The sequence below is a fragment of the Parabacteroides goldsteinii DSM 19448 = WAL 12034 genome (assembly GCF_000969835.1).
Lineage (GTDB): Bacteria > Bacteroidota > Bacteroidia > Bacteroidales > Tannerellaceae > Parabacteroides > Parabacteroides goldsteinii.
Window position 1 is genome coordinate 3,457,669 of sequence record NZ_KQ033912.1, and the last position, 26,605, is coordinate 3,484,273.

A 26,605-nucleotide genomic window follows, 5' to 3' on the forward strand; every position below is an offset into this window, starting at 1 on the left:
TAATAACTAAGGAGATGAGTGAGCAGGAGTTCCGCAGCATATACAAGCAGTATCATAAAAAACTATGCTATTTTCTCAATTACTATACTCACGATGAGCAAGCTATTGAGGAAGTTGTACAAGATGTTTTTGTATACCTCTGGAAAGAATCTGACAATTTGAATATAACTTATCTCAAAACCTATCTGTATAGCAGTGCCCGGAATAGGATGTTGAATTATCTACGGAATGAACATACGCGGACGATCATATTGGAGCGATGGGCTCAAATGGAATTGGAGGAAAGACAAGCGCAGGATTGCATTGACCGGGCGGAGTTTTTTTTATTATTACAGGATACGATCGAAGCTCTACCTCCAAAATGTCGGGAAATTTTTTTGATGAGCCGCGATGAGCGAAAAACTTATAAAGAAATTGCGGAAGAGAAAGGTATTTCAGTCAAAACTGTTGAAGCCCAGATGGGAATCGCATTAAAAAGAATAAGAGAAAAGATGCTTTCATCTTATAAAGAAGGAGGGGATATCTTCGTTTTTTTGCTAACTCTGCTATAATTATTCGAAAATCAGAAAAAATATTATTTTGTTTTAAGGGTATTCTTTGATGGGATGTGTCTATTATATAGAAATATAAAAAGATGGATCAGAAAATACCTCATACATTATTGGCGAAACACTTCGTAAACCAAACTTCCGTAGAAGAATCAGAGGAAGTGAGGAGGTGGCGTGCCCAATCACCTGAGAATGAAAAATTGTACCAGGAATATCTACATGAATGGGAAATTGCACATGCTGATTTTTCCCGGTTCGTGCTACCAGATAGTGATAAGATGTGGGGAAACATATTGTCCCGGATCAATGAACCTGTTAAAACAATATTATATACTAAGAAGAAACTTTATAAAGCCATTGCTGTTGCAGCTTCAATTGCTTTATTGGTTGGACTTTCTTTCTCTGTCTGGCTTTCTGCTTATTACCGTTCGGATGGAAATTATTTGGCTGCGGAGGCTGTATTTATTGTTCCTTCCGGACAAAAATCCCAGCTTATATTGCCTGATGGAACGAAAGTTTGGATGAATTCCGATTCAAAATTGACTTACCCGGTAGACTTTTCTAAAAAACGCCGATTGGTAAAATTGGAAGGTGAAGCTTATTTTGATGTCGTACATGATGAGAATAATAAATTTATTGTGAATACCGGTACGGTCAATGTACTGGTGCACGGTACAAGTTTTTCAGTGACTGATTATCCTACCGATTCTTTTATTTCAGTGGCTCTGGAAAAGGGGAGTGTCTCGGTAGAAACCAGTCGGGAGCATGATTTACTGACCAGATTGGTGCCGGGACAGAAATTGCTGATCGCTAAATCGGATATTAGCTGGAATGTTTCCGCTTTTGATGCAGAGGCTTATAATATCTGGATGTTGAATAAATTACAGTTTAAAGGAGAATCCCTTTACGATGTCTTTAGAAAAATAGAGCGTTGGTATGGGGTTAAGATCAGGTTGGAAAATGAAAATCCGTCTTATTCTTATTGGTTTACTTTGAAAACGGAATCATTGACTGAGATGTTGAATCTGATCAACCAGATAACTCCTATAGACTATAAAATAAACGGAGAGGAGGTGACCATAAGATATAAATAACAGATTCCCCCTTTACTTTTCTATTGGTGTAGTAAAGAAGAGGCATTATGAACCGCTATTCATAATGCCTGCGACCTTCAATATAACTCTTGTTCGAAGATTCTATTCATCGTAATGAATAGAATAGGGAGCTTATATTCAAGGGCAAAGATACGATTTTTATTATAACCTTAAATTTTAAGAAGATGTTTAAGATAAGAAAAACGTTAATTGTTACGTTATTATCAATAATTTTTACCAATGTAGGATTTGCCCAATCCGTGAAAGTGACGTTGTCGCTAAAGAATAGTACCTTGAAAGAGCTTGTCTCTTCCGTTGAAAAACAAACAAACTATACATTTGTTTTTTATAATGAGATCAATTCGGATCTACCTGTCTCTGTTACATCTAATAATGAGGCTCTGAAATCTGTATTGGATAAAGTTCTGCCTCCGCTTAAAATCTCTTTTGAAGTTTCAGGGAATCATTTGATCCTGAAAAAAGCAATGGAACGAACTCTGAAAAAGGTAAGTGGATTTGTCAAAGACGATAGTGGAGAGGGGATTATTGGTGCGAATGTAGTAGAGAAGGGAACGACCAATGGTACGGTTACGGATATGAACGGATATTTTGAATTCTCAGTTGCTGCTGATGCTGTTTTACAGGTTACATATATTGGTTATAACCCGAAAGAAGTTTCTGCAAGTTCCCGGCAGCCGGTAGCTATTCAATTAGAAGAAGATTCAAAACAAATAGAAGAGATTGTCGTTATAGGATATGGTACACAGAAAAAGATATCTGTTACCGGATCTGTTGTTTCATTGAAGGGGGACGAGGTAATGAAAAGTCCGTCGATTAATGTAGCCAATTCTTTGATCGGACGTTTACCTGGTGTTATTATAAATAACCGTTCAGGAGAGCCTGGCAGAGACGATCCGTCCATTTTTATCCGTGGTAAAAGTACGACGGGCGACTCTTCTCCTTTAGTCCTGATCGATGGTGTGGAACGTGGAGGTTTAGGCGAAATAAATCCCAATGATATCGAAAATATTTCAGTGTTGAAAGATGCCTCTGCTGCGATTTATGGAGCAAGAGCTGCCAATGGTGTTTTACTGGTGACTACGAAACGTGGGAACACCATGAAACCCTCTGTAAGTTTCTCTTATAATCAGGGATTTTCGGAATCGACGCGTACACCAAAGATGGCAGACTCTTATACTTATGCTAAAGTATATAATGAAATAGAGGAAGGAGAAGGACGTGCTCCGAGATATACTGCAGAAGAACTGGAAAAATACAGAAACGGTTCGGATCCAGATTATCCGAATACGGACTGGTATGGCTTTATCACCAAGAAGTTAACTCCGCAACATCGTGTAAATTTGTCAGTATCAGGTGGTAATGAACGTTTGAAATATTATTTATCGTTGGGTGAGTCACATCAGAGCGGACATTATAAAAATGGGACAACAGATGTCAGATTATATAATTTACGTTCCAATATTGATGTTCAGGTTACTAAATATCTTCAGGTAGGAATGAACCTGGCAGGAAAGGTCGATGATAATCATTATCCGTATTTCTCGACGAATGAGACATATAGTCATATCTTTTTATATTTGCCCAGTTGGCAGCCTTATTGGCCCGGGACGGACAAGTTAATGCCAAACCGGGGAAGTGAAAATATCATGAATATGGTAAGCGACGCTGGTGGAACACGGGATATAAAGACTACAGCTCTTCAGAGTACGGTTTCTTTTAAACTGGATATCCCTTGGGTGAAAGGTTTGTGGCTGGACGGTAGTGCCAGTTATGATGCAGGTTATGTCTTTACCAAAGATTTTCAGACACCTGATTATGTTTATTATAAGGATGAAAAGACAGGTGAACTGTATAAAGGACGTTCCGGTATGGGAAGCGATAAGGCCAATCTTTCTGAGAAGTATGAGAATCCGACTAATTTGTACATGACTGCAAAGTTGAACTATGATCATACCTTTGGTGTTCATCATGTTGGTGCCATGGTCGGTTATGAACAAAGTGAAACAAAAGGAAATTATCTTCAGGCCTATAGAGGGGATTATGTTTCCATTTCAATACCGGAGATCTTTGCCGGAAGCAGTGATAAAAACAAACAAAGTAATGATGGGAGTTCGTCACAAACGGCGAGGCAAAATATTTTCGGACGTTTGTCTTATGATTACGCTGGGAAATATTTGGCCCAGTTCACTTTCCGTCGGGATGGATCTCCTAATTTTCCGGAAAACAAACGATATGGATTCTTCCCTGGCTTTTCTTTAGGGTGGAGAATCTCGGAAGAACCGTTTATGAAGAATTTGCTTTTCCTGGATAACCTGAAGATACGCGGCTCTTATGGCAAAATGGGGAACGATCAGGTTGGGGCTTATCAGTATCTGACGACTTATAGTTATGGTAGCAACTATGTAATAGGGAAGAATGATGTAACCGGGTTAGTTCAAAACGGTGTACCCAATCCTAATATCACCTGGGAAGTTGCCAAGACAACCAATATTGGTTTTGATTCTCGTTTATGGAATGGTCTGTTAGGAATTGAGTTTGATTATTTTAAAACCAGACGTTCCAATATATTGACGAAGCGTTCTGCTATTATTCCGGATTATACAGGATTGAAGTTGCCGGATGAGAATATCGGTATAGTAGATAATAAAGGTTTTGAAATGATCGTTTCCCATGAGAACTATTCAAATCCTCTGAAATATCGGTTGTCTGCTAATGTGTCTTTTGCTCGTAATAAAGTTGTTTTCAGTGATGAGCAACCTGCGGCTGAGCCCTATCAGTATGCAACCGGTCGCCCGATCGGATCGGGATTGTACTATAATGCAATTGGTATTTTTGAGTCGGAAGAGCAGATAGAGTCATTGCCTCATTTATTGAATACACAACCGGGAGATATCATTTATGAAGATGTCAACAAAGATGGTCAGATTGATTCAAGGGACCGTATCCGTGTGAACCAGACTAATACTCCTGAAATAGTTTATTCTTTTAATGCGAATTTCGAATATAAGGGATTCGACCTCTCGTTGCTGTTCCAGGGACAGGAGAATGCAAAACAATATTTCGGAAGTTATTTTCCGGTAATGAGTTATTCATTGGGAAACTTTATGGAATGGCGTGCCAAGGATAGGTGGGCACCAGAAAATACAAAGGCTTCTATGCCGAGAGGTAGTTCGAGTATGTGGAATAATAATACGGAAGCTTCGACCCAATGGCTGTTGAATGCCGGTTTTCTTCGTTTGAAAAATCTGGAATTCGGTTATACGCTACCTGCTTCTATCTGTGAGAAGTTATGGGTAAAGAATCTGCGCGTTTCTTTTAGTGCCAATAATCTCTTTATTATTTACGATCATATGAAGGAATTGGGATTTGATCCGGAAACAACAGACTTTTGGTATTACCCGCAACAGCGTACCTATAACTTTGGCGTAAATGTAACATTCTAAATACTATTTGATATGAAAAAGATAATTTATATATTAGTGGCTATTTTAGCTTTGAACTCATGTGATGTGCTGGACATGAAACCTCTGGATAAAGTTTCGGATGCTGATGTATGGGAAGACAGTGCATTGATAGAACTTTATGTGAATGCTTCTTATAATTCTATCAATCATGAATTTAGTCAGCATATGTTAAGTGATGCGAGTGACGAAACTTATTGTATTCATAATTGGGCTAATTTCTGGGTGATTCAAAAAGGAGAAATGACTTCTGATAACGTAACGGGTATTTCAGAGAAGATTAATTATTGGAAGTCTGCATATAGTAACATCCGTACGATCAATGTTTTCTTTGACCGGATTGATGATGCTCCGGTTGAGACAGATCTAAAAAACAGAATGAAAGGCGAGATGAAATTTATCCGTGCCTGGATCTATGCGAATCTGATTTGGCGTTATGGCGATGTTCCCCTGATCACAGACTTGTTCGAGTTGAATCAGGATTATAAGGTGAAACGTGATTCTTATAGCGATTGTGTGGATTTCATTACAAAAGAACTGGATGAAGCGATGACTTGGTTACCTGCAAAATCGAGTAGTGAAACGTTGGGACGTGCTACAGGGGATGCTTGTAAGGCTTTAAAAGCGAGAGTTCTATTATATGCTGCCAGCGAGCAGAATAATCCTTCCCATTCAAAAGAAAAATGGGAAGCAGCGGCAGAAGCGACAAAGGCCGTATTGGATGCTGGATATAGTTTGGGTAATGATTATCAGTCTGTCTTCCTGGAAGATAATGATGAAATAATCTTTGCGCGTTACTTTACGCAGGCCAATTCTACCGACTTTATGCTGTTTAACGGTCGGAATGGTTCAAATGGATGGACCGGAGAGAACCCGACGCAGAATCTGGTGAATGCTTATGAGATGACAAATGGTGAATTACCATATCTGAATGAGGAATTGCCGTTGAAGATAAATCCGGCTTCCGGCTATGATGAGTCGAATCCATATGCCGGACGTGATCCGCGTCTGGATGCTTCGATCCTGCATGATGGTTCTATGTGGGCCGGACGGGAGACAGAAACCTGGCACGGCGGACTTGATTCACCGGAGAGTAGCATCGGTTCATGGAATGCCTCGAAGACGGCTTATGCGTTTAAAAAGTTCATGGTCGAATCCATTCCGCCCTCAGGGTCATCCGTAAAACCTGAAAATCCCTGGATATTCTTCCGGTTAGCAGAATTTTATCTGAATTATGCAGAGATCATGTATGAGTTGGGCAATGAGGAACAAGCCCGTGAATATGTTAATAAGGTACGTGCCCGTCAAAGTGTGAATATGCCGCCTGTTACCGCTTCCGGCGAAAAGCTGAGAGATAAGATACGGAATGAACGTCGTGTGGAGCTTGCTTTTGAAGGGCATCGTTTTTTTGATGTAAGAAGATGGTGTATCGCTGATGAAACAGAGAATAGGGACCTATTGGCAATGAATATTCAAAAGCAGGCAGATGGTACTAAAACATATGAAGTTACAATGTTATTGAAGCGGTCGTTTTTAGAGCAACATAAACTGGTTCCTATTCCTCGTACGGAGATAGATAAGAGTGAAGGTTCGCTGGTGCAAAATCCAGGTTATTAATAATAAATTGATTCTCAATGAAAAAACTGATTAGTGTTCTTATTTCTGTTTTGTTTGCAAGTGTAGGCATAAGCGGTCAGGCGAAGATCGACCGCAAAGCTGTTGTTGACAGGCATCGTATCGTGACAACGAAGACCAATCCCCGGAGTCCGGCTCAGGTAGGTAACGGAGAGTTTGCCTTTTCTGTGGATATTACCGGGTTACAGACTTTTGTTTCTTTCAATACGATGTCACAGTGGAGTTGGCATAGTTTTCCTTTGCCGGAGGGTTGTAAGGTGGAGGATTTTAAAAGACTTACGATGGATACGCATGGAAGGGATGTTCCTTATGAGCTTCCAAATCCCGAACAACCGGAACTTTCGGCGTGGCTGGCAGGAAATCCGCACCGTTTTAACCTGGGACGTATCGGATTTAAGTTGACGAAGCCGGATGGTACTCCGGTGACTGAAACCGATTTGTCGGATACCCGACAGGAGGTTGATTTGTGGACAGGCATTATTTACAGTCAGTTTAAACTGGATGGTATCCCCGTATCGGTGAAAACAGCTTGTCACCCTACATCAGATGCAGTTGCAGTTTCCGTGGAAAGTCCTTTGATTCGTAAAGGGCAATTATCGGTATTTCTGGATTTTCCTTATCCTAAAGATGATCAGTTTCAGGACTGTCTGGGAACCTATGACCAACCAGGTGCCCATCAGTCCGTTCTTAAAAAGCAAGAGAAAGACCGGGTACTGATCGCCAGAAACATGGACGATATACATTACTATACAGCATTGAGATGGACATCTCCGGCACGCCTTGAACAGGCAGCCGGGGATAGTCCCCATCATTTTGAACTCTGTCCTGAAAATACCGATCGGCTTGAATTCTCCTGCCTTTATTCCCGTGAGGAAACCAATGGAGGGTTGGTAGCGGACCAGATATTCAGGGAAAGTTCCGCTGGTTGGAAATCTTTCTGGGAATCGGGAGCGGCAATCGACCTGTCTGCCAGTAAAGATCTTCGCTGGAAAGAATTGGAGAGAAGGATCGTATTGTCCCAGTTCGTAATGAAGATAAATGAGGCAGGTTCGCTTCCTCCTCAGGAAAGCGGACTGGTCAATAATGGCTGGTACGGACGTTTTCATTTTGAAATGATCTGGTGGCATGGTGTTCATTATGCGTTATGGAACCGTTGGAACTTGCTGGATAAATCGCTTTCCGTTTACCGTGATTATTTGCCGACTTCCATAGAGAGGGCTAAAAGACAGGGGTACCAGGGTGCCCGTTGGCCGAAATGTACGGCTGATTTTGATCGTGAATGGCCTAACCTGATACATGCGACACTGATCTGGCAACAACCCCATCCGATTTATTTTGCAGAGTTGGATTATAGATTGCATCCTACCCGGGAAACCCTGGAGAAATGGAAACAGGTTATTTTCGGTACGGCTGATTTTATGACCGATTATGCTTTCTATGTGAAAGATAGGGATCAGTATGTCTTAGGTCCTCCTGTATTTATCGTTTCTGAAAATACAAAGCCGGAAGAAACGATGAATCCGGCCTTTGAACTGAGTTATTGGAAATTCGGTTTACGGGTAGCCAACGAATGGCGTAAACGTCTTTCACTTCCGGTAGAGGAAAACTGGAAGCTTGTTGAAGAAAAATTGTCTCCGCTGCCGGTTGAAGACGGTGTATATGTGACTCATGAAGGTATTCGGGATATGTGGACCAAGTATGCTTTTGAACATCCGGCTTTGATCGGAACCTATGGCATGTTACCGGGAGACGGAGTCGATATTTCTGTTATGGATAAAACATTATCCAAAGTTCATAATACCTGGAAGTTGAATGATACATGGGGATGGGATTTTCCTATGCTTGCCATGTGTGCGGCCCGTTTATCCCATCCGGATAAGGCTGTCGACTATTTGTTAAATTATCCGGCCTTCGACTTCGACGAACATGGTCTTGTTGGAGGAGGAAGGGCTCCTTTCCCTTATTTTCCCGGTAACGGTGGATTACTCACGGCTGTTGCCATGATGGCAGGGGGATGGGACGGTTGTCCGGCTATTAACGCTCCGGGTTTTCCCAAAGATGGTTCGTGGACTGTAAAATATGAAGGTTTTAATAAATCACTGTAAGTAGATACGGTGTTTATCCTTTCAGCTTTCAGCCACCTTTCAGCCTTGTAAAACAACATGTAGGGATGAAGGGTGGCTGATTTGTCTTATTTTTTGTAGTTCCCGGGCACAGGTACATAAATCGGGAATCTATCTAATCCTTCTTTCTTTAATTTCCCGGCTTTTACCATTTCTGTCAGACGACGATTGGCTGTCCCTTTCGTAAATCTGCAAACTTGCTGGAACTCCTGGCGGGTGATATATTCATGGGTTGAGAAATAGATGGTTAATAAGTTGTCAATTTCTGTTTCCGAGCGACTTTTCGAATGATTTTTATGTGCTGCCCTGACAAACCGGGTGGTACTCAATTCCTTTTTTAACGCTATTTCCGGACGAAACGCCACCGACTTGAACTGGATGGATTCGGCCCGTATCTCTTTCGGGTCTTTTATAGGAGGACATTGCAGTGTCATTTCCAAATAACCCAATCCTTTGATATGTATTCTTTTTCCTTGTTTCAGATTACGGATGATCGCTTTGCTTAGCATGGTTATAGTTGCTTCTACATCACCGGTTGTCAGGCTGCTGGCATCGTGTATCTCTTCTGAGAGCATTTCGGTGGTGATAACTCCTCGCGGCACAATTCGAGCATGCAGGCGTGGTTTGCGGTTACTCCCTTTCGGTATAGGGTTTTTATAGAAGTCGTATTCTGCTGACATATTCTTGCTTGTTTAATGAATAACTCCTGTTTAAATGCTTGTCTATTCATCGCTTGACAATTGTAGGGCGTAAGACTCACAAGTGTAAGGCTATTGTTTAACAGCGGTGGTTCTTACGCCCTACAACTGTGGAGTGATTATTGAATGACTACAAAGGTAATAGATGTATATGACTTAAGCAATACCTTTTGCCTACTTTTCCGGTAGATGCGATTGTTGGAAAATAGTAGTCTGTTAATTTGTAAAACCTTGATATACGGTATTATATTCGCTGAAAATAACTAAAAAAAACGAATATGAATGCGATTAAAAATCTTATTGAAAAGCTGTGTGACCTGGTGATGCACGGACGGTTTTCGGATGAAACGGAAGTGATAACAAATGCAGTATCGGAGGTGATGCCGGTAGTGGCAACAGAAGAGCTACCGGAAAAACACCCGACAATGATGCAGGAAGTGTCGGGTGTGAATAATGCAGGTAATGTTGTGCCCCTTGCAGCAACGGATACCCCTTTGCAAAAAGCGACCCGGGCGATGATGGCAATGGAGCAGTTTCTGGGTGAACAGTACGATCTCCGTTTCAACAAGCTGACATCGGAGACGGAATTCAGGAAGCGGAATCTTTCCGGAGCCTGCTTCCAGCCTGTGGGGCAGCGCGAGTTGAACAGTTTTTGTATAGAAGCGCGAAAGCAAGGGATAGATTGTTGGGACAGGGATGTGTCGCGTTATGTGTTTTCCGATAGCATTCCTGAATATCATCCGTTCCGCCTTTATATGGATGAGTTACCGGACTGGGATGGGATCGACCGGATCGATAGCCTGGCACGCAGGGTTTCTTCTGTTCCGTTGTGGGTAAAATGTTTTCATCGCTGGTTGTTGGGGATGGCGGCACAATGGTTGGAGACAGACCGGCTGCATGCAAACAGTGTATCACCGGTATTAGTCAGTCGTACACAGGGAAAACAGAAGTCTACGTTTTGTAAATTATTGCTTCCCCGTGAGTTGCAGCGGTATTATACGGACAGCTACGATCTGTCCGCCCAATCGGCGGCAGAATGTAAGCTGACGGAATTCGGCTTGATCAATATGGATGAATTTGATAAATTTACTCCTCGCAAGATGGCATTGTTGAAGAACCTGATGCAGGTTGTCAATCCATGTGTTCGCAAAGCACACCAGAAAAATTATCGTCCGTTACCCCGTGTCGCTTCTTTCATCGCAACGTCTAATCAGAAGGAGTTGCTGACCGATCCAACTGGAAGTCGTCGGTTCCTGTGTGTTGAAATAGAAAATAAAATAGATTGTTCTCCGCTTGATTATCGTCAGCTTTATGCTCAGCTGAAAGCCGAATTACTGGCCGGCGAACGGTATTGGTTCACTTCTGAAGAGGAAGCGGAGATCATGGCGGCCAACGAATCGTATTACAAGCATCCTGTTGAAGAAGATGTGTTCAGGAGTTGTTTTCGTCCGGCCGAATATGGAGAGAAGGCATTGATGCTTTCTGCTGCGGAGATTTTCCAGCGGTTGAAAAAGCATAATCCGGCAGCTATGCGCTCGGTATCGGCAGGTAATTTCGGAAAGTTCCTTTCTTCCCTGGGGATTGAACGGAAACATACCGAATCCGGTAATTATTATAGGGTGGTAGCACTGGTGTAAAATGGTCTTTTAAGGTGTAAAAAGGGCCAATTAACATTTGACTCTGAAAAATGGGGAAAATGAGGTTGGATAAGAGAAAGATTCTTGATAAATCATCTTTCATTGTTTTGGCTTGATAATCAGTGTGATATATCGGCTGAAACCTGAAAGGTGATTTGTTGTATTATATATGTACACGTACATTAATATATTATTAAATGCTGAATTAACATTTGGCTATATTATAAATATATACAATGTAAATATTTGATATATAGTAATATAGTGCACTCTAATGCCTCGAAATGAATGACTAATTTAAACGTTCCTTTTTTCTAGTCAACAAAATTAATTATAACTTTTGAAAGCGCAATCCTTTTTTGCTATTTTTTTTATTTCCTATATCCTTTCTTATCAACCGAATAGCAAAGTTTGTACGAAATGCCTTTTATTTCTCACAAACCATAAAAAGATGACTAGAAAAAAGGAACGTTTTAGCTAGTCATTAACATTTGAAGACGTTCTCGAGTTAGACTTTTAAGAACATTAGTATTAATATTAAATTTAGGATTATGAACAAAAAGTTTTCTACGTTAGTAGTTGGCGCAATGTTGTGTTCAGCAGTTGGTGCTTCTGCTCAGATTCAAAATTCAGTTTCAGCCAATGTGCCGGACAATTTTGGTTATGATTGGAAGACCCTTTCACATTTTGTGATGGCAGATACTTTGCACAAAGCTCCAACTTACCCTTTTGATGTTACCGAGATTAAAGATTATACGGCCGGTAACATTTTGTATCAATTATCAAATGCTGCAGGTGACAGTGTATTGGTGCAATTGCGCGATAAAGAAACAGGTGCTCTTTACCTGAAAATGGATTCTATCAGCAAAGCTCCTCTGAACTACTCTTTATGGAGAGTAAAAGTAGACGCAGCCGATGGCGTTAGCGGTGCTAAATTTACTTTTACAAATGCTGAAACAGGTGTTGACCTGATTTTTGATGATCAGACAACTAACAGTAATGTATTAGCTTCTGCAACAGCTAATCTGAGTGTGGCAAATGCAGACTCAACTATTTTGAATGGTTGCCAGAACAAATGGCAGTGGTATAACAGTGCAACTAATAATGGTGCTGCTATTTCTACTCCGACAGCAGTGTTTGCTTATTTTGGTGCAAGCAATGACTCTGTTATGGTAATGCAGCTGAATGACAAAGATCAGGTAGTAGCTGTTAAATATCCGAGAACAGTAGTTGGTGCAACTGGTGTAAGTGCTATTACTGATGCCTTGAAATTACGTCCGAGACTGGCTTCTCCGCTTGTATTGGATCCTTTGGCTTTAAACACGTTGGTTGATTTTAATGCAGAGGGTACATTTAAATTGAAATCTTCTGCAGATCCTACAATTGCCTCTGAATTTATCAGTGGTGAATTTAAGGCTGTTTCAGCAGATGCATTCTTGAAAGCTCCTGTTAATTTTTCTGCTGGAGTATCAGCTGTTTCTGATCAGTTTGCTCAGGATACATTAGGTTTGAACAGTGCTGACAGTTTGAATCTGTATGTAGCGCTTCAGAGCAAAGCTGATGCAACTAAGTATATGATGGTTGACTCTGTTCCTGCAGCAGGATACAACGATTATGTACCGTTCAAGTTTAGTGCTTATGATAAAGCTGCATCTTCTTTGAGTGATACAATTCTTGCTACACGTTTCTTGTATAAGTTTACTTATTATGCATCAACTGATAGCTTGGTTATCGAACCGTTGAATGCTCTGCCTATGGCTTCTGTAAGTGGTAATTATGAATGGAGAAATAAAGGCATTGCCTACAACTCTTATTATAATAACAGAAGAGCATTCTTGGCAGCAGATAATCAGCCTACTACGGCTTTACGTGATGCCGCTCAGGATAGTGTTGTTGTAACTTTAGTAGAGTTAGGTAATACGACAGCTTTAACTGCTTATAACAATGATGGTACATCTGTAACAACTCCGAAATTTAACTTTGATGGCAGAGACTTGTCTTCTAAATGGTTACAGCGTGTAACTTTGACCGAAGGTTTGAATTATATCATGACTAACGGTAAGTATGTTGTTGCTAACTTCGTTGATTGGACTCAGTATGATGTTCCGACAGAAGCTCAGAAATTTACTTATCTGCCTGCTACTATGTGGGATGTTGAGAAGATCGGTTGCGAAGGTGATGCTACTTCTCCTGTAAAGATCGCTAACCGTGAGTTTACAAATGAAGTATTTGCCGGTCAGCTTTATAAAGATGCTAATGGTAAGATATTTATCATTGACAACAAATATAATGTTTCTATCGATAATGCATCGACTAAACCACTGTACAACAAAGATGCCTTTGATATCACAACTGTTGTAGCAAAAGATGGTGCTGCTGCTGCTGATATTATCGCCAATCCGTATCATGGTTATAAATATGTAACGGCAGACGATCAGAAATTTAGCGAGTTCAAACTGAAATACAATGCTTCAAACAATATTACCGGAGGTAAGGATGTTTTTGTAGCTGTAAATAGTGATTTGAACTTTATTGCTACAGCTGATGGTTCTTCTACTTACTTCCAGGTAGAACAGGTTGGTGCGAGTCCGGTGACTTTTGGTACTAATGGTGATTTGAAGAAATATGTTTATAAGTTGAAAGTTAGAGATGCAAACTTGATCGATAATGATAGTTGCTATGTGTATTTAGCAGAAATCACTCAGGCTGATGGTACAAAACGCACATATTACAAAGCTTATACAAAAGAACAGGCAGCTGCAAACAATGCAAAAGATGCTATCTTCTATTTGAAGAGCGATCAGAAAGATGCTGATAATGAATATTACACATTGATAGATACGGTTGGCAGCACATTTACGACTGGAACATTGGTATTGAACAATGCTACTCGTGTTGCTTTGGGTGATGGTGTTCAGCACATGACTTCTATCAATTTGAGAAACTATGTAACTGATGATATCGATGCTTTCGCATTGGTTGATGCTTCTCGTGATTTGTATCAAAATGTTGATGATTTGAGCGGTAAAACTGTTAAGATTTATCGTGAAAGACAAGGTAATTCTACCGAATGTTTGTATGAAAATTCAACGAATGGTTTCAACTTCTTAGGAATAGGTACTGGAACAGACTTTAAACCGGGTGAAAATTACACAACAGCTCTGTATTTGCATGCAATAGGTGGTGAACATATGCCGCAATATATGTTAGGTGTTGCTGTTGATACTGTAAAGAATGGTAAATGGTGTGATAAACACGGATACAATCCTACTTGTTCAGGTGAACATTTTGAACCGGTTGATTATAAGGGATATTTGTATGGACGTTTCTTGGTTAATCTGAATGATTCAACTGACAATGCTTATATGTATAATAATGTATATACTCGTTTGGCCTTTATGGAAGGTGTTATCAAAGATGGCGTATTCTATCAGGTAAATGCCGGAAAGGGTTATACATTAGCTTCTTTAAGCAAGGAATATGGCGTAATAGCTCCAGCTGATTTCAGTGATAATACAAAACTTGTACCGACAACTCTGACTAAAGATGTTCATGCAAATTGCTTGTTCTCTTTGCGTAAGATTACAGATGATGGTGAAGACTTCTTACTTGAAACTAATTTGGCAGGTGTATCTGGTATCGGTTCATTCAAGGGTGCTTGGGTGAAGATTGAAAATGGTGTTCCTGTATTGGCGAAATCTACACAAGAAGTTGGCGGTAGCCATGATGGTGATGAAGCTAAGGTAGAGGAACTTGTTAAGCAGGCTCAGGTATTTAGTCTGAAAGATGCTGAAGGTGAAATAGCAACAGATAACGAATCTATTTCTTCAACATCTGAAATTAGCATAATTGCAGCTAAAGGTTCTGTTAGGGTATTGAATGCAGCTGGTAAGTCTGTTAAGATTACCAACTTGTTGGGACAGGCAATCGCTGAAACAATCGCTACATCTAATGATGTTGAGGTAAATGCTCCTGCTGGTATTGTTGTAGTAGCTATTGAAGGTGAAACAGCAGTAAAAGCAATCGTAAAATAAGAATTAGAGAAGGATTCTTCCTTCTTTAAACAATCAAATAATTAGAACTACGTAGTTTGGTTATATGAGTTATAATACACAGCTGGACTAAGTAGCCTGTGAGAGGTGAACAAGTAGTTTTTAATACTAAAGTAATAAAATAAAGTTCTTCTGTCAGTACCTTTGTGAAGAGAGAAAACAGACACAAGACAAGCCCCGTTGGTTTTAAGCCGGCGGGGCTTCGTGTTAAATAATAATAAATAGTTTGAATTCACATGTTGTAGAACAGAAACAAACGGGAACTATTATGTAACTTTGCACCGTTTTTAGCGCAGATTATGCAGAAAAACAGATGTAACTCGTTGGTTATACGGAAATAATGCGTATCTTTGCAGCCTGAAATAGAAAAAAGAGATAAATAAAATTATAACACATTCAAAGTTTAAAAAAGAAAAGAAATGCCTACAATTCAGCAATTAGTTAGAAAAGGAAGGGAAACTTTGGTGGTAAAAGGTAAATCACCTGCATTGGATGCTTGTCCTCAGAGACGTGGCGTTTGTGTACGTGTTTATACTACAACCCCGAAAAAGCCTAACTCTGCAATGCGTAAAGTAGCGAGAGTTCGTTTGACAAATGGTAAAGAAGTAAACTCTTACATTCCGGGAGAAGGACACAACTTGCAGGAACACTCAATCGTATTAGTACGTGGTGGTCGTGTAAAGGATCTTCCTGGTGTACGTTATCACATTGTACGTGGTACCTTGGATACAGCTGGCGTTAATGGTCGTACTCAGCGTCGTTCTAAATACGGTGCAAAACGTCCAAAAGCGGGTGCTGCTCCAGCAAAAGGAAAGAAGTAAAAATCACCCTTTCAAACTGAGAATTTAAATTTAAGTATTAAAGCTGGTTTGAGTTATTTGGATAGGCTACAAGGTTGAGTAAATGGTTCAGCGGAACCGTTGAAGACAAAATTAAAAGGCAACCAAAGACAAAAACGAAATTTTTGAAAACAAAATGAGAAAAGCAAAACCAAAGAAAAGACAGATCCTCCCGGATCCTGTTTTCGGTGATGTAAAGGTTACGAGATTCGTAAACCATTTAATGTATGATGGCAAGAAAAATACTGCCTTCGAAATTTTCTATTCCGCTCTGGAAAACGTTAAGGCTAAATTGCCTAACGAGGAAAAGTCTGCTCTCGAAATTTGGAAAGCTGCACTCGACAATATTACCCCCCAAGTCGAAGTGAAGTCACGCCGTGTTGGTGGTGCTACTTTCCAGGTACCTACTGAAATTCGCCCCGATCGTAAAGAATCAATTTCTATGAAGAACCTTATTATCTTCTCACGCAAGAGAGGTGGTAAGACTATGTCTGATAAGTTGTCTGCAGAGATTGTAGATGCTTACAACAACCAGGGTGGCGCATTCAAAAGAAAAGAAGATATGCACCGTATGGCTGAAGCTAACCGTGCATTCGCACACTTCAGATTTTAATTTAGCAAATTTAGGAGAATAAAAGAAAGATGGCAACAAAAGCTGACGAACAATTAAAATATACCAGAAACATCGGTATCATGGCGCACATTGATGCAGGAAAGACTACGACTTCTGAGCGTATCCTTTTCTACACAGGTCTGACTCACAAAATTGGTGAGGTTCACGACGGTGCTGCAACAATGGACTGGATGGAGCAGGAGCAGGAACGTGGTATCACTATCACTTCTGCTGCGACTACTACTTTCTGGAATTACGCTAATGACAAATATAAAATCAACTTGATTGACACCCCGGGACACGTGGACTTTACTGTTGAAGTAGAACGTTCACTGCGTATTCTGGATGGTGCAGTTGCTGCATTCTGTGCGGTTGGAGGTGTAGAACCTCAGTCTGAAACAGTATGGCGTCAGGCTGATAAATATAATGTACCCAGAATTGGTTATGTAAATAAAATGGACCGTTCCGGCGCAAACTTCTTTGAAGTAGTTCGTCAGGTGAAGGATGTATTGGGTGCTAATCCTTGTCCTATTCAGATACCTATCGGTGCAGAAGAAACTTTCAAAGGTGTAGTCGACCTGGTAACAATGAAGGCTATCCTTTGGCATGACGAAACTATGGGTGCTGAATATTCTGTTGAAGAAATTCCGGCAGACCTGAAGGATGAAGCTGAAGAATGGAGAGATAAGATGTTGGAAGTTCTGGCTGAATGCGACGATGCTTTGATGGAAAAATACTTTGATGATCCTGCAACTATTACAGAAGATGAAATCAGAGTTGCTATCCGTAAAGGTACTATCGCTATGCAGATCAATCCGATGATCTGTGGTTCTTCTTTCAAGAACAAAGGTGTTCAAACTTTATTGAATGCTGTTTGTGCTTACCTGCCTAGCCCTGCTGATGCAGAAGCTATCGAAGGTACAGACCCACGTGATCCTGATACTGTAGTCGTGCGTAAACCGTTGTTCGAAGAGCCGTTGACTGCATTGGCATTTAAGATTGCAACCGACCCGTATGTAGGCCGCTTGTGTTTCTTCCGTGTATATTCAGGTTCTTTATTGGCTGGTTCTTATGTATACAACACTCGTTCAGGCAAGAAAGAACGTATTTCTCGTCTGTTCCAGATGCATTCAAACAAGCAGAACCCGATGGAAGCTATCGGTTGTGGTGATATCGGTGCTGGTGTTGGTTTCAAAGATATCCGTACTGGTGATACTCTTTGTGACGAAGCACATCCGATTACACTGGAATCTATGGAATTCCCGGACCCGGTTATCGGTATCGCAGTAGAGCCTAAGACTCAGAAAGACCTGGATAAACTGGGTATGGGATTGGCTAAGCTGGCTGAAGAAGATCCTACTTTCCGTGTTCAGACTAACGAAGAAACAGGTCAGACTGTAATTAGCGGTATGGGTGAGCTTCACTTGGATATCATCGTTGATCGTCTGCGTCGTGAATTCAAGGTTGAATGTAATCAGGGTAAACCTCAGGTTACTTATAAAGAAGCTATCACTAAATCTGTTGAACTTCGCGAAGTTTATAAGAAACAGTCTGGTGGTCGTGGTAAGTTTGCTGATATCATCGTTCGTATCGAACCGGCTGCTGCCGACTTCGAAGGAACACTTCAGTTTATTGATGAAGTAAAGGGTGGTAACATTCCTAAGGAATTTATTCCTTCAGTACAGAAAGGTTTCGAAAAAGCAATGAAGAACGGTATTCTTGCCGGTTATCCGTTGGATAAGCTGAAAGTTACATTGATCGATGGTTCATTCCACCCGGTTGACTCTGACCAGTTGTCATTCGAAATCTGTGCTATCCAGGCATTCAAGAGCGCATCAGAAAAGGCAGGTCCTGCTTTGATGGAGCCGATCATGCAGATGGAAGTTGTTACTCCGGAAGAAAGCATGGGTGATGTTATCGGTGACTTGAACAAACGTCGTGGACAGGTAGAAGGTATGGAAACAAGCCGTACTGGTGCACGTGTTGTAAAAGCGAAAGTGCCTTTGGCTGAAACATTCGGTTATGTTACTGCACTGCGTACTATCACTTCAGGTCGTGCAACATCTTCAATGCAGTTCTCTCACTATGCTCAGGTATCCTCTTCTATTGCTAAGCAGGTACTGACAGAAGTACAGGGTCGTGCTGATTTGATCAAATAATTTAGAAACATATATAACAATATGAGCCAAAAGATCAGAATTAAATTAAAGTCTTACGATTATTCTCTGGTAGACAAGTCTGCCGAGAAGATCGTGAAGACGGTAAAGGCTACAGGTGCTGTTGTTAGCGGACCGATTCCTCTGCCTACACACAAACGTATCTTTACTGTGAACCGCTCTACTTTCGTTAATAAGAAATCTCGTGAGCAGTTCGAACTGTCATCTTACAAAAGATTGATAGACATTTACAGCTCAACTGCAAAAACAGTTGACGCCTTGATGAAGCTGGAATTACCCAGCGGTGTTGAAGTAGAAATTAAAGTGTGAGTTATTTAAAAATTAAGTGAAATGCCAGGATTATTAGGAAAAAAAATCGGAATGACATCCGTTTTCAGTGCCGAGGGAAAAAATCTTCCATGCACTGTTATCGAAGTGGGTCCTTGTGTTGTTACACAGATTAAGACTTTGGAAAAAGATGGCTATGAAGCTGTACAGTTGGGTTTCGAAGACAAAAAAGAGAAACATACAACTCAGCCGGAAATGGGCCACTTCAAGAAAGCCGGTGTAACTCCCAAGAGATACTTGGCCGAGTTCAAGAATTTTGAAACTGCATACAATCTGGGTGATGTGATCACTGTGGATTATCTGGAAAATGCAGGTTTCGTTGATGTAGTTGGTACATCAAAAGGTAAAGGTTTCCAGGGTGTAGTAAAACGTCATGGTTTCGGTGGTGTAGGTCAGACTACTCACGGTCAGCATAACCGTTTGCGTGCTCCCGGTGGTATCGGTGCTTGTTCATACCCTGCAAAGGTATTCAAGGGCATGCGTATGGCCGGACAGATGGGTAATGAACGTGTAACAGTTCAGAACCTGGAAGTGATCAAGGTAATGCCGGAACATAATCTTTTATTGGTTAAAGGATCTGTTCCAGGAGCAAAAGGTTCAATCGTATTAATTGAAAAGTAATGGAACTGAGCGTATTTAATATTAAAGGTGAAGATACCGGAAGAAAGGTAACTTTAAACGATGCTATCTTCGGCATTGAACCCAATGATCATGCCATTTACCTGGATGTAAAGCAGTATTTGGCAAACCAGCGTCAGGGTACTCACAAATCGAAAGAAAGAAGTGAGATCTCTGGTAGTACACGCAAACTGATCCGTCAGAAAGGTGGTGGTGGAGCCCGTCGTGGTGATATCAACTCTCCTGTATTGGTTGGTGGTGCTCGCGTTTTCGGTCCGAAACCGAGAGATTATGAGTTCAAATTGAACAAGAAGGTAAAGGGTCTGGCTCGTAAGTCTGCTTTGGCTTATAAAGCTAAAAATAATGCAATTGTAGTTGTAGAAGATTTCGCTCTGGAAGCTCCGAAGACTAAAGAATTTGTAACAATTGCTAAAAACCTGAAAGTGGCTGATAAAAAGTTACTTATGGTTTTACCGGAGAAAAATAATTTTGTATATTTGTCGGCTCGTAATTTAGAAAAGACAAATGTTATAACAGCCTCTGAATTAAACACATACAAAGTGCTTGATGCAGCTAATTTGGTTTTGACTGAAAGTTCTGTTGCTGTTATAGAAAAACTTTTTAATGCATAAGGAGTAAGGAAATGGGAATTATTATTAAACCTATAGTAACAGAGAAGCAAACAGCGATTACTGAAAAAATGGCTAATCGCTATGGTTTTCGTGTTTCTCCTGATGCCAACAAGTTGGAGATCAAAAAAGCTGTACAGGATATGTATAATGTAACTGTAGTTGATGTTAACACCATCAACTACTCCGGCAAGCAGAAAAGCCGTTATACAAAATCAGGTATTATCAATGGTAAACAGGCAGCTTTTAAGAAGGCAATCGTAACGTTGAAAGAAGGAGAAACAATTGATTTCTTTAGTAATATCTAAAAAAAGAAATGGGAATACGTAAATTAAAGCCCACAACACCGGGGCAGAGACACAAAGTTATTGGTGCATTTGATAAAATCACTGCAAGTACACCAGAGAAGTCTCTTGTGGTAGGTAAGAGCAGTACTGGTGGTCGTAACAACACAGGTAAGATGACAATGCGTTATCTTGGTGGCGGTCACAAACAAAAGTACAGAATTATCGACTTCAAGAGAAATAAAGATGGCATTCCTGCAACAGTAAAGTCTATCGAGTACGATCCAAACCGTACTTCTCGTATCGCTTTATTGTATTATGCTGACGGAGCAAAGAGCTATATTATCGCTCCGAACGGCTTGGAAGTTGGCCAGACAGTGGTTTCAGGTAGCGATGCCGCTCCTGAGGTAGGTAATACTTTGCCTATGGCAAATATTCCCGTTGGTACTATTATTCATAATATTGAGCTTCGTCCCGGACAGGGTGCCAAAATGGTACGTTCTGCTGGTGCTTTTGCTCAGTTGACTTCTAAAGAAGGTGCTTATGCAATTATTAAGATGCCTTCTGGCGAAACCAGAAAGATTCTTGCTGCATGTAAGGCTACAATTGGTAGTGTAGGTAATTCAGACCATGGTCTTGAAAAATCAGGTAAAGCCGGTCGCTCTAGATGGTTAGGTCGTCGTCCTCACAACCGTGGTGTTGTTATGAACCCGGTTGATCACCCAATGGGTGGTGGTGAAGGTCGTGCTTCCGGAGGTCATCCAAGATCTCGTACAGGCTTGTATGCTAAGGGCTTGAAGACAAGAGCTCCGAAGAAGCATTCTTCAAAGTATATTATTGAAAGAAGAAAGAAATAATCTGATTAATTAAGTAAACTATGAGTCGTTCACTAAAAAAAGGCCCGTATATTAACGTAAAGCTGGAAAAGAAAGTCTTGGCTATGAATGAGTCAGGAAAGAAAGCCGTAGTTAAGACATGGGCAAGAGCTTCAATGATTTCGCCTGACTTTGTAGGCCATACTATTGCAGTTCATAATGGAAATAAATTTATTCCTGTTTTTGTAACCGAAAATATGGTAGGTCACAAGTTGGGAGAATTTTCACCAACTCGTACATTCCGTGGTCACGCCGGTAACAAGAAAAAATAATTATCGGTAGTAACAGGAATTCAGGAATCTGAAAATAAAAAGAATCAATAAAAATGGGTGCTAGAAAAAGAATATCAGCTGAAGCAAGAAAAGAAGCCCAAAAGACCATGTACTTCGCAAAGTTGCGTAACGTACCTACTTCTCCGCGTAAGATGCGTCTCGTTGTAGACATGATCCGTGGTATGGAAGTATTCCGTGCACTTGGTGTTTTGAAGTTTTCTAACAAGGAAGCTGCAGCAAGAGTAGAAAAATTGCTCCGTTCAGCAATTGCCAATTGGGAGCAGAAAAATGAACGTAAAGCAGAAACTGGTGAGTTGTTTGTTTCTTCAATCAGCGTAGATTGCGCTACAACATTGAAGAGAATGCGTCCGGCTCCCCAGGGTAGAGGATACAGAGTTCGTAAACGTTCGAACCATGTAACCTTGTTTGTTGATACACTTAGTAAAAACGATAGTCAAAATTAATTGTAGATGGGACAAAAAGTTAATCCGGTTAGTAATCGTTTAGGAATCATCCGTGGTTGGGATTCCAATTGGTATGGCGGCAAAAATTACGGAGATACTTTGCTGGAAGATAGCAAAATCCGTAAATACTTGAATGCTCGTCTTGCTAAAGCTAGTGTATCTCGTATCGTTATTGAACGTACGCTTAAGTTGATCACAATAACAGTTTGCACATCACGTCCGGGCATCATCATCGGTAAAGGTGGTCAGGAAGTTGATAAATTGAAAGAAGAGTTGAAAAAAATTACCGACAAAGAAGTTCAGATCAACATCTTTGAGGTAAAAAGACCCGAATTAGACGCAGTCATTGTTGCAAACAATATTGCTCGTCAACTTGAAGGAAAAATTGCTTACCGTCGTGCTATTAAGATGGCTATCGCCTCTACCATGAGAATGGGTGCAGAAGGTATTAAAGTGCAAGTATCTGGTCGTTTGAACGGTGCTGAAATGGCTCGTTCTGAAATGTACAAAGAAGGAAGAACTCCGTTACACACTCTGAGAGCAGATATCGATTACGCTTTGGCTGAAGCGTTGACGAAAGTTGGCTTGCTGGGTATCAAGGTATGGATCTGCCGTGGTGAAGTTTATGGTAAGAGAGATCTTGCTCCTTCATTCACAGCCTCTAAAGATTCAGGCCGCAGAAATGACAATGCCGGTGGCAACAGAGGAGATAAGAACTTCAAGAGAAAAAAAGCTAATCGTTAAACGTTAGAATTAAGAAGAGATGTTACAACCAAAGAAAACCAAGTTCAGAAGACAGCAGAAAGGTCGCATGAAGGGTGAAGCTCAACGTGGCAACCAGCTGGCATTCGGTTCGTTCGGTATAAAAGCGTTAGAGAATAAATGGATTACCGGTCGCCAGATTGAAGCTGCCCGTATCGCGGTAACTCGTTATATGCAACGTCAGGGTCAGGTTTGGGTTCGGATTTTCCCGGATAAACCTATTACAAAGAAACCGGCCGAAGTACGTATGGGTAAAGGTAAAGGTAACCCGGAAGGCTTTGTTGCGCCTGTTACTCCAGGTCGTCTGATTTTCGAAATTGAAGGTGTTCCCTTTGATATTGCGAAAGAAGCTTTGCGCTTAGCTGCACAGAAGCTTCCGGTAACAACGAAATTTGTTGTGAGACGTGATTATGATATGGCTAATCAAAATGCGTAATTGTTATGAAGATTGCAGAAATTAGAGAATTAAGCACAAAAGAATTGCTTGAAAGAGTAGATGCTGAGGTTGCTGCCTACGATCAGAAGGTTATTAACCACACTATCTCTCCGACAGACAACCCTGCACAGATTAAACAACAACGCAGGATGATTGCGCGCATGAGAACAGAATTGCGCCAGAGAGAACTTAACAACAAATAATTGAGCCTGATGGAAACTAGAAATTTAAGAAAAGAAAGAACGGGCGTGGTTACTAGCAACAAGATGGATAAAAGCATCACTGTTGCTATTAAATGGAAGGAAAAACACCCCATTTATGGTAAGTTCGTTAACAAAACGAAGAAATATCATGCTCACGACGAAAAGAATGAGTGCAATATCGGTGATACCGTAAAAATTATGGAAACTCGTCCTTTGAGCAAAACAAAGAGATGGAGATTAGTTCAAATAATCGAAAGAGCTAAGTAACATGATACAACAAGAATCAAGACTAGTAGTAGCAGATAACAGTGGTGCAAAAGAAGCATTATGTATTCGCGTTTTAGGTGGTACAAGAAAACGCTATGCCACTGTTGGGGATGTAATTGTAGTTGCAATTAAGAGTGTAATCCCGTCAAGTGATGTGAAGAAGGGTGCTGTTTCTAAGGCTATCATTGTTCGCACTAAAAAGGAAATCCGTCGCCAGGATGGTTCATACATCCGTTTCGATGATAACGCTTGCGTGTTGTTGAATGCCGGTGGTGATATTCGTGGAAGCCGTATCTTCGGTCCGGTTGCCAGAGAACTTCGTGCAACAAATATGAAAATTGTTTCACTTGCACCTGAAGTACTTTAATTCGTAAAATTTAAGGTAATGAGTAAATTACATATCAAAAAAGGCGATATAGTTTTTGTTAATGCCGGCGAAGACAAAGGTAAAACAGGTCGTGTTTTACAGGTGCTCGTAGACGAGAACCGTGCTATTGTTGAAGGCGTTAATATGGTATCAAAGCATACCAAGCCTAATGCAAAGAATCCGCAAGGAGGAATTGAAAAGAAGGAAGCTCCTATTCATATTTCAAACCTGAACGTGGTTGACCCGAAATCAGGTAAACCGACACGTATCGGACGTAAAGAAAATGCTGAAGGTGCTTTAGTTCGTTATTCTAAAAAATCAGGGGAGGAAATTAAGTAATGAGCAATACTGCCAGTCTTAAAAAAGAATATCAGGACAGAATTGTTCCTGCTTTGACAAAAGAGTTCGGATATAAATCAGTAATGCAGGTACCCGTATTGAAGAAGATTGTAATCAATCAAGGTTTGGGTATGGCTGCTGCCGACAAGAAGATCATCGATATCGCAATCAGCGAATTGTCTACAATTACTGGTCAAAAGGCCGTTGCGACAGTATCTAAAAAGGATATCTCAAACTTTAAGTTGCGTAAAAAAATGCCTATCGGCGTGATGGTAACATTGCGTCGTGAGCAGATGTACGAATTTTTGGAAAGATTAGTTCGTATCGCTCTTCCGCGTATTCGTGACTTTAAAGGTATTGAAAGTAAGTTAGATGGTAGAGGTAATTATACCCTGGGTATTCAGGAACAAATTATTTTTCCTGAAATAAATATCGATAATATTACTAAAATATTAGGAATGAATATTACCTTTGTGACCTCTGCGAAAACAGATGAAGAAGGGTATGCTCTGTTGAGAGAATTTGGGTTGCCTTTTAAAAATGCAAAAAAAGACTAAGTTATGGCTAAGGAATCAATGAAAGCTCGCGAGGTTAAAAGAGCAAAACTAGTAGCTAAATACGCCGCTAAAAGAGCTGAACTGAAAGCTGCTGGTGACTACGAAGCTTTGCAGGCTTTACCTAAAAATGCTTCTCCTGTACGTTTGCACAACCGTTGCAAAATTACAGGTCGTCCGAAAGGGTATGTACGCCAGTTCGGCATTTCACGTATTCAATTCCGTGAAATGGCATCCAATGGTTTAATCCCGGGTGTAAAGAAAGCAAGTTGGTAAGTTTTTTTATTTAAATATTGTCCGGGTGGCCGGATCAATTTAATTCATTTATATATGACAGATCCTATTGCAGATTATTTGACAAGATTGCGTAATGCAATTAAAGCGAAGCACAGAGTTGTTGAAGTGCCGGCGTCAAATTTAAAGAAAGAGATCACTAAGATCCTTTTCGAAAAGGGCTACATTCTTAATTTTAAGTTTGTAGAAGAAGGTCCTCAGGGAACAATTAAGATTGCCTTGAAGTATGACCTGGTAAACAAAGTGAATGCAATCAAGAAACTTGAGAGAGTTTCTACTCCAGGTTTGCGTAAGTACACTGGTTACAAAGAAATGCCGAGAGTATTGAATGGTTTAGGTATTGCCGTTCTTTCGACTTCTAAGGGTGTGATGACAGACAAAGAAGCCCGCGATCTGAAGATCGGTGGTGAAGTATTATGTTATGTTTATTAATTAGGAGGAAAGAAGAATGTCAAGAATAGGAAAATTACCAATTCATGTGCCGGCCGGTGTAACGGTTACGATTAAGGATAGCGTGGTGACTGTAAAAGGTCCTAAGGGCGAAATGACTCAGGCTGTTAATCCTGATATTAATGTAACTCTGGAAGATGGAGTTATTCATTTAGCAAGACCGACAGATGATAAGAACCATCGTGCATTACATGGTTTGTATCGTTCTCTGATCAACAATATGGTGATCGGTGTATCTGAAGGATACAAAAAAGAACTGGAACTGGTCGGTGTTGGTTACCGTGTTACTAACACAGGACAGCTGTTGGATCTTTCTTTAGGTTATACTCACAACATCTATTTGCAGTTACCTAAAGAGGTGAAGGTTGAAACGAAGACTGAGAGAAATAAGAATCCTCTTATTATCCTTGAATCAGCTGATAAACAATTACTGGGTCAGATTTGTGCTAAGATTCGTTCATTCAGAATGCCGGAACCGTATAAAGGTAAGGGTATTAAGTTTGTGGGTGAGGAAATTCGCAGAAAGTCTGGTAAATCAGCAGGTAAGTAATCTACGTAAACTGAAA

Annotated in this window: 28 protein-coding genes; 27 read left to right on the forward strand and 1 reads right to left on the reverse strand. The window is 40.6% G+C overall.

Annotated features, from left to right (window positions below):
- The first annotated feature begins 14 nt into the window (after window positions 1–14).
- The 5 genes from HMPREF1535_RS12700 to HMPREF1535_RS12720 all read left to right on the forward strand — a co-directional run bounded on the left by HMPREF1535_RS12700 (window position 15) and on the right by HMPREF1535_RS12720 (window position 8,864).
- Window positions 15–551, forward strand: coding sequence for an RNA polymerase sigma-70 factor (locus tag HMPREF1535_RS12700; RefSeq protein ID WP_009859567.1), 537 nt, complete (start codon window positions 15–17; stop codon window positions 549–551).
- Window positions 552–634: 83 nt separating this feature from the next.
- Window positions 635–1,642 (forward strand): FecR family protein, encoded by a 1,008-nt coding sequence (locus HMPREF1535_RS12705; RefSeq protein ID WP_009859566.1) that lies wholly within the window; start codon window positions 635–637, stop codon window positions 1,640–1,642.
- Window positions 1,643–1,827: 185 nt separating this feature from the next.
- The gene (locus HMPREF1535_RS12710) at window positions 1,828–5,106 is read left to right on the forward strand and encodes a SusC/RagA family TonB-linked outer membrane protein (RefSeq protein ID WP_046146304.1); all 3,279 of its coding nucleotides are present in this window, start codon (window positions 1,828–1,830) and stop codon (window positions 5,104–5,106) included.
- 12 nt (window positions 5,107–5,118) lie between these two features.
- The gene (locus HMPREF1535_RS12715; RefSeq protein ID WP_009859563.1) at window positions 5,119–6,741 is read left to right on the forward strand and encodes a RagB/SusD family nutrient uptake outer membrane protein; all 1,623 of its coding nucleotides are present in this window, start codon (window positions 5,119–5,121) and stop codon (window positions 6,739–6,741) included.
- Window positions 6,742–6,758: 17 nt separating this feature from the next.
- Window positions 6,759–8,864, forward strand: coding sequence for a hypothetical protein (locus HMPREF1535_RS12720; protein ID WP_046146305.1), 2,106 nt, complete (start codon window positions 6,759–6,761; stop codon window positions 8,862–8,864).
- 86 nt (window positions 8,865–8,950) lie between these two features.
- On the opposite strand, the gene HMPREF1535_RS12725 is transcribed toward HMPREF1535_RS12720, so the two are convergent.
- Window positions 8,951–9,562, reverse strand: a complete 612-nt coding sequence (locus HMPREF1535_RS12725; RefSeq protein WP_046146306.1) for an HU family DNA-binding protein — start codon at window positions 9,560–9,562, stop codon at window positions 8,951–8,953.
- A gap of 296 nt (window positions 9,563–9,858) precedes the next feature.
- Here HMPREF1535_RS12725 and HMPREF1535_RS12730 point away from each other — a divergent pair, with 296 nt between their 5' ends.
- The 22 genes from HMPREF1535_RS12730 (at window position 9,859) to rplF (ending at window position 26,589) form a co-directional block, all read left to right on the forward strand.
- Window positions 9,859–11,217: a VapE domain-containing protein gene (locus HMPREF1535_RS12730; RefSeq protein WP_046146307.1), complete on the forward strand. Its 1,359-nt coding sequence runs from the start codon at window positions 9,859–9,861 to the stop codon at window positions 11,215–11,217.
- Between the two features lie 551 nt (window positions 11,218–11,768).
- Window positions 11,769–15,251: a DUF6383 domain-containing protein gene (locus HMPREF1535_RS12735; protein ID WP_148499112.1), complete on the forward strand. Its 3,483-nt coding sequence runs from the start codon at window positions 11,769–11,771 to the stop codon at window positions 15,249–15,251.
- 437 nt (window positions 15,252–15,688) lie between these two features.
- The gene (rpsL, locus tag HMPREF1535_RS12740; protein WP_009859549.1) at window positions 15,689–16,090 is read left to right on the forward strand and encodes a 30S ribosomal protein S12; all 402 of its coding nucleotides are present in this window, start codon (window positions 15,689–15,691) and stop codon (window positions 16,088–16,090) included.
- A 154-nt stretch (window positions 16,091–16,244) separates the two neighbouring features.
- Window positions 16,245–16,721, forward strand: a complete 477-nt coding sequence (gene rpsG, locus HMPREF1535_RS12745) for a 30S ribosomal protein S7 (RefSeq protein WP_009859548.1) — start codon at window positions 16,245–16,247, stop codon at window positions 16,719–16,721.
- A gap of 29 nt (window positions 16,722–16,750) precedes the next feature.
- On the forward strand, window positions 16,751–18,880 hold the full coding sequence (gene fusA / locus HMPREF1535_RS12750; protein WP_046146309.1) for an elongation factor G: 2,130 nt from the start codon (window positions 16,751–16,753) through the stop codon (window positions 18,878–18,880).
- A 21-nt stretch (window positions 18,881–18,901) separates the two neighbouring features.
- Window positions 18,902–19,207 (forward strand): 30S ribosomal protein S10, encoded by a 306-nt coding sequence (gene rpsJ / locus HMPREF1535_RS12755; RefSeq protein WP_005634728.1) that lies wholly within the window; start codon window positions 18,902–18,904, stop codon window positions 19,205–19,207.
- A 21-nt stretch (window positions 19,208–19,228) separates the two neighbouring features.
- On the forward strand, window positions 19,229–19,846 hold the full coding sequence (gene rplC, locus HMPREF1535_RS12760; protein WP_009859546.1) for a 50S ribosomal protein L3: 618 nt from the start codon (window positions 19,229–19,231) through the stop codon (window positions 19,844–19,846).
- Window positions 19,846–20,475 (forward strand): 50S ribosomal protein L4, encoded by a 630-nt coding sequence (gene rplD / locus HMPREF1535_RS12765; protein WP_009859545.1) that lies wholly within the window; start codon window positions 19,846–19,848, stop codon window positions 20,473–20,475. Before rplC ends, rplD begins: the two co-directional genes overlap by 1 nt.
- A gap of 11 nt (window positions 20,476–20,486) precedes the next feature.
- Window positions 20,487–20,780 (forward strand): 50S ribosomal protein L23, encoded by a 294-nt coding sequence (rplW, locus tag HMPREF1535_RS12770; RefSeq protein WP_009859544.1) that lies wholly within the window; start codon window positions 20,487–20,489, stop codon window positions 20,778–20,780.
- A gap of 8 nt (window positions 20,781–20,788) precedes the next feature.
- Complete coding sequence (gene rplB / locus HMPREF1535_RS12775; RefSeq protein ID WP_009859543.1) at window positions 20,789–21,613, forward strand: 50S ribosomal protein L2; 825 nt, start codon at window positions 20,789–20,791, stop codon at window positions 21,611–21,613.
- 20 nt (window positions 21,614–21,633) lie between these two features.
- The gene (gene rpsS, locus HMPREF1535_RS12780) at window positions 21,634–21,903 is read left to right on the forward strand and encodes a 30S ribosomal protein S19 (RefSeq protein ID WP_005634738.1); all 270 of its coding nucleotides are present in this window, start codon (window positions 21,634–21,636) and stop codon (window positions 21,901–21,903) included.
- A gap of 53 nt (window positions 21,904–21,956) precedes the next feature.
- Window positions 21,957–22,367, forward strand: coding sequence for a 50S ribosomal protein L22 (gene rplV, locus HMPREF1535_RS12785; protein ID WP_046146310.1), 411 nt, complete (start codon window positions 21,957–21,959; stop codon window positions 22,365–22,367).
- Window positions 22,368–22,373: 6 nt separating this feature from the next.
- Entirely contained in the window at window positions 22,374–23,111 is a 738-nt protein-coding gene (gene rpsC, locus HMPREF1535_RS12790) for a 30S ribosomal protein S3 (protein ID WP_009859541.1), read from the forward strand.
- A gap of 19 nt (window positions 23,112–23,130) precedes the next feature.
- Window positions 23,131–23,565 (forward strand): 50S ribosomal protein L16, encoded by a 435-nt coding sequence (gene rplP / locus HMPREF1535_RS12795; protein WP_005634742.1) that lies wholly within the window; start codon window positions 23,131–23,133, stop codon window positions 23,563–23,565.
- Window positions 23,566–23,570: 5 nt separating this feature from the next.
- Complete coding sequence (gene rpmC / locus HMPREF1535_RS12800) at window positions 23,571–23,768, forward strand: 50S ribosomal protein L29 (protein WP_009859540.1); 198 nt, start codon at window positions 23,571–23,573, stop codon at window positions 23,766–23,768.
- Between the two features lie 9 nt (window positions 23,769–23,777).
- Window positions 23,778–24,035, forward strand: a complete 258-nt coding sequence (gene rpsQ / locus HMPREF1535_RS12805; RefSeq protein WP_009859539.1) for a 30S ribosomal protein S17 — start codon at window positions 23,778–23,780, stop codon at window positions 24,033–24,035.
- Window position 24,036: 1 nt separating this feature from the next.
- Window positions 24,037–24,402 carry a 50S ribosomal protein L14 gene (rplN, locus tag HMPREF1535_RS12810; protein ID WP_046146311.1) on the forward strand — a complete coding sequence of 122 codons (366 nt, stop codon included), beginning with the start codon at window positions 24,037–24,039 and terminating at the stop codon, window positions 24,400–24,402.
- 18 nt (window positions 24,403–24,420) lie between these two features.
- Window positions 24,421–24,741, forward strand: a complete 321-nt coding sequence (gene rplX / locus HMPREF1535_RS12815; protein ID WP_009859538.1) for a 50S ribosomal protein L24 — start codon at window positions 24,421–24,423, stop codon at window positions 24,739–24,741.
- On the forward strand, window positions 24,741–25,298 hold the full coding sequence (gene rplE, locus HMPREF1535_RS12820; protein ID WP_046146312.1) for a 50S ribosomal protein L5: 558 nt from the start codon (window positions 24,741–24,743) through the stop codon (window positions 25,296–25,298). Before rplX ends, rplE begins: the two co-directional genes overlap by 1 nt.
- A gap of 3 nt (window positions 25,299–25,301) precedes the next feature.
- Window positions 25,302–25,571 (forward strand): 30S ribosomal protein S14, encoded by a 270-nt coding sequence (rpsN, locus tag HMPREF1535_RS12825; RefSeq protein ID WP_009859536.1) that lies wholly within the window; start codon window positions 25,302–25,304, stop codon window positions 25,569–25,571.
- A 54-nt stretch (window positions 25,572–25,625) separates the two neighbouring features.
- Window positions 25,626–26,021, forward strand: coding sequence for a 30S ribosomal protein S8 (rpsH, locus tag HMPREF1535_RS12830; protein WP_009859535.1), 396 nt, complete (start codon window positions 25,626–25,628; stop codon window positions 26,019–26,021).
- Window positions 26,022–26,037: 16 nt separating this feature from the next.
- Window positions 26,038–26,589 carry a 50S ribosomal protein L6 gene (gene rplF, locus HMPREF1535_RS12835; protein ID WP_009859534.1) on the forward strand — a complete coding sequence of 184 codons (552 nt, stop codon included), beginning with the start codon at window positions 26,038–26,040 and terminating at the stop codon, window positions 26,587–26,589.
- Window positions 26,590–26,605 lie beyond the last annotated feature (16 nt).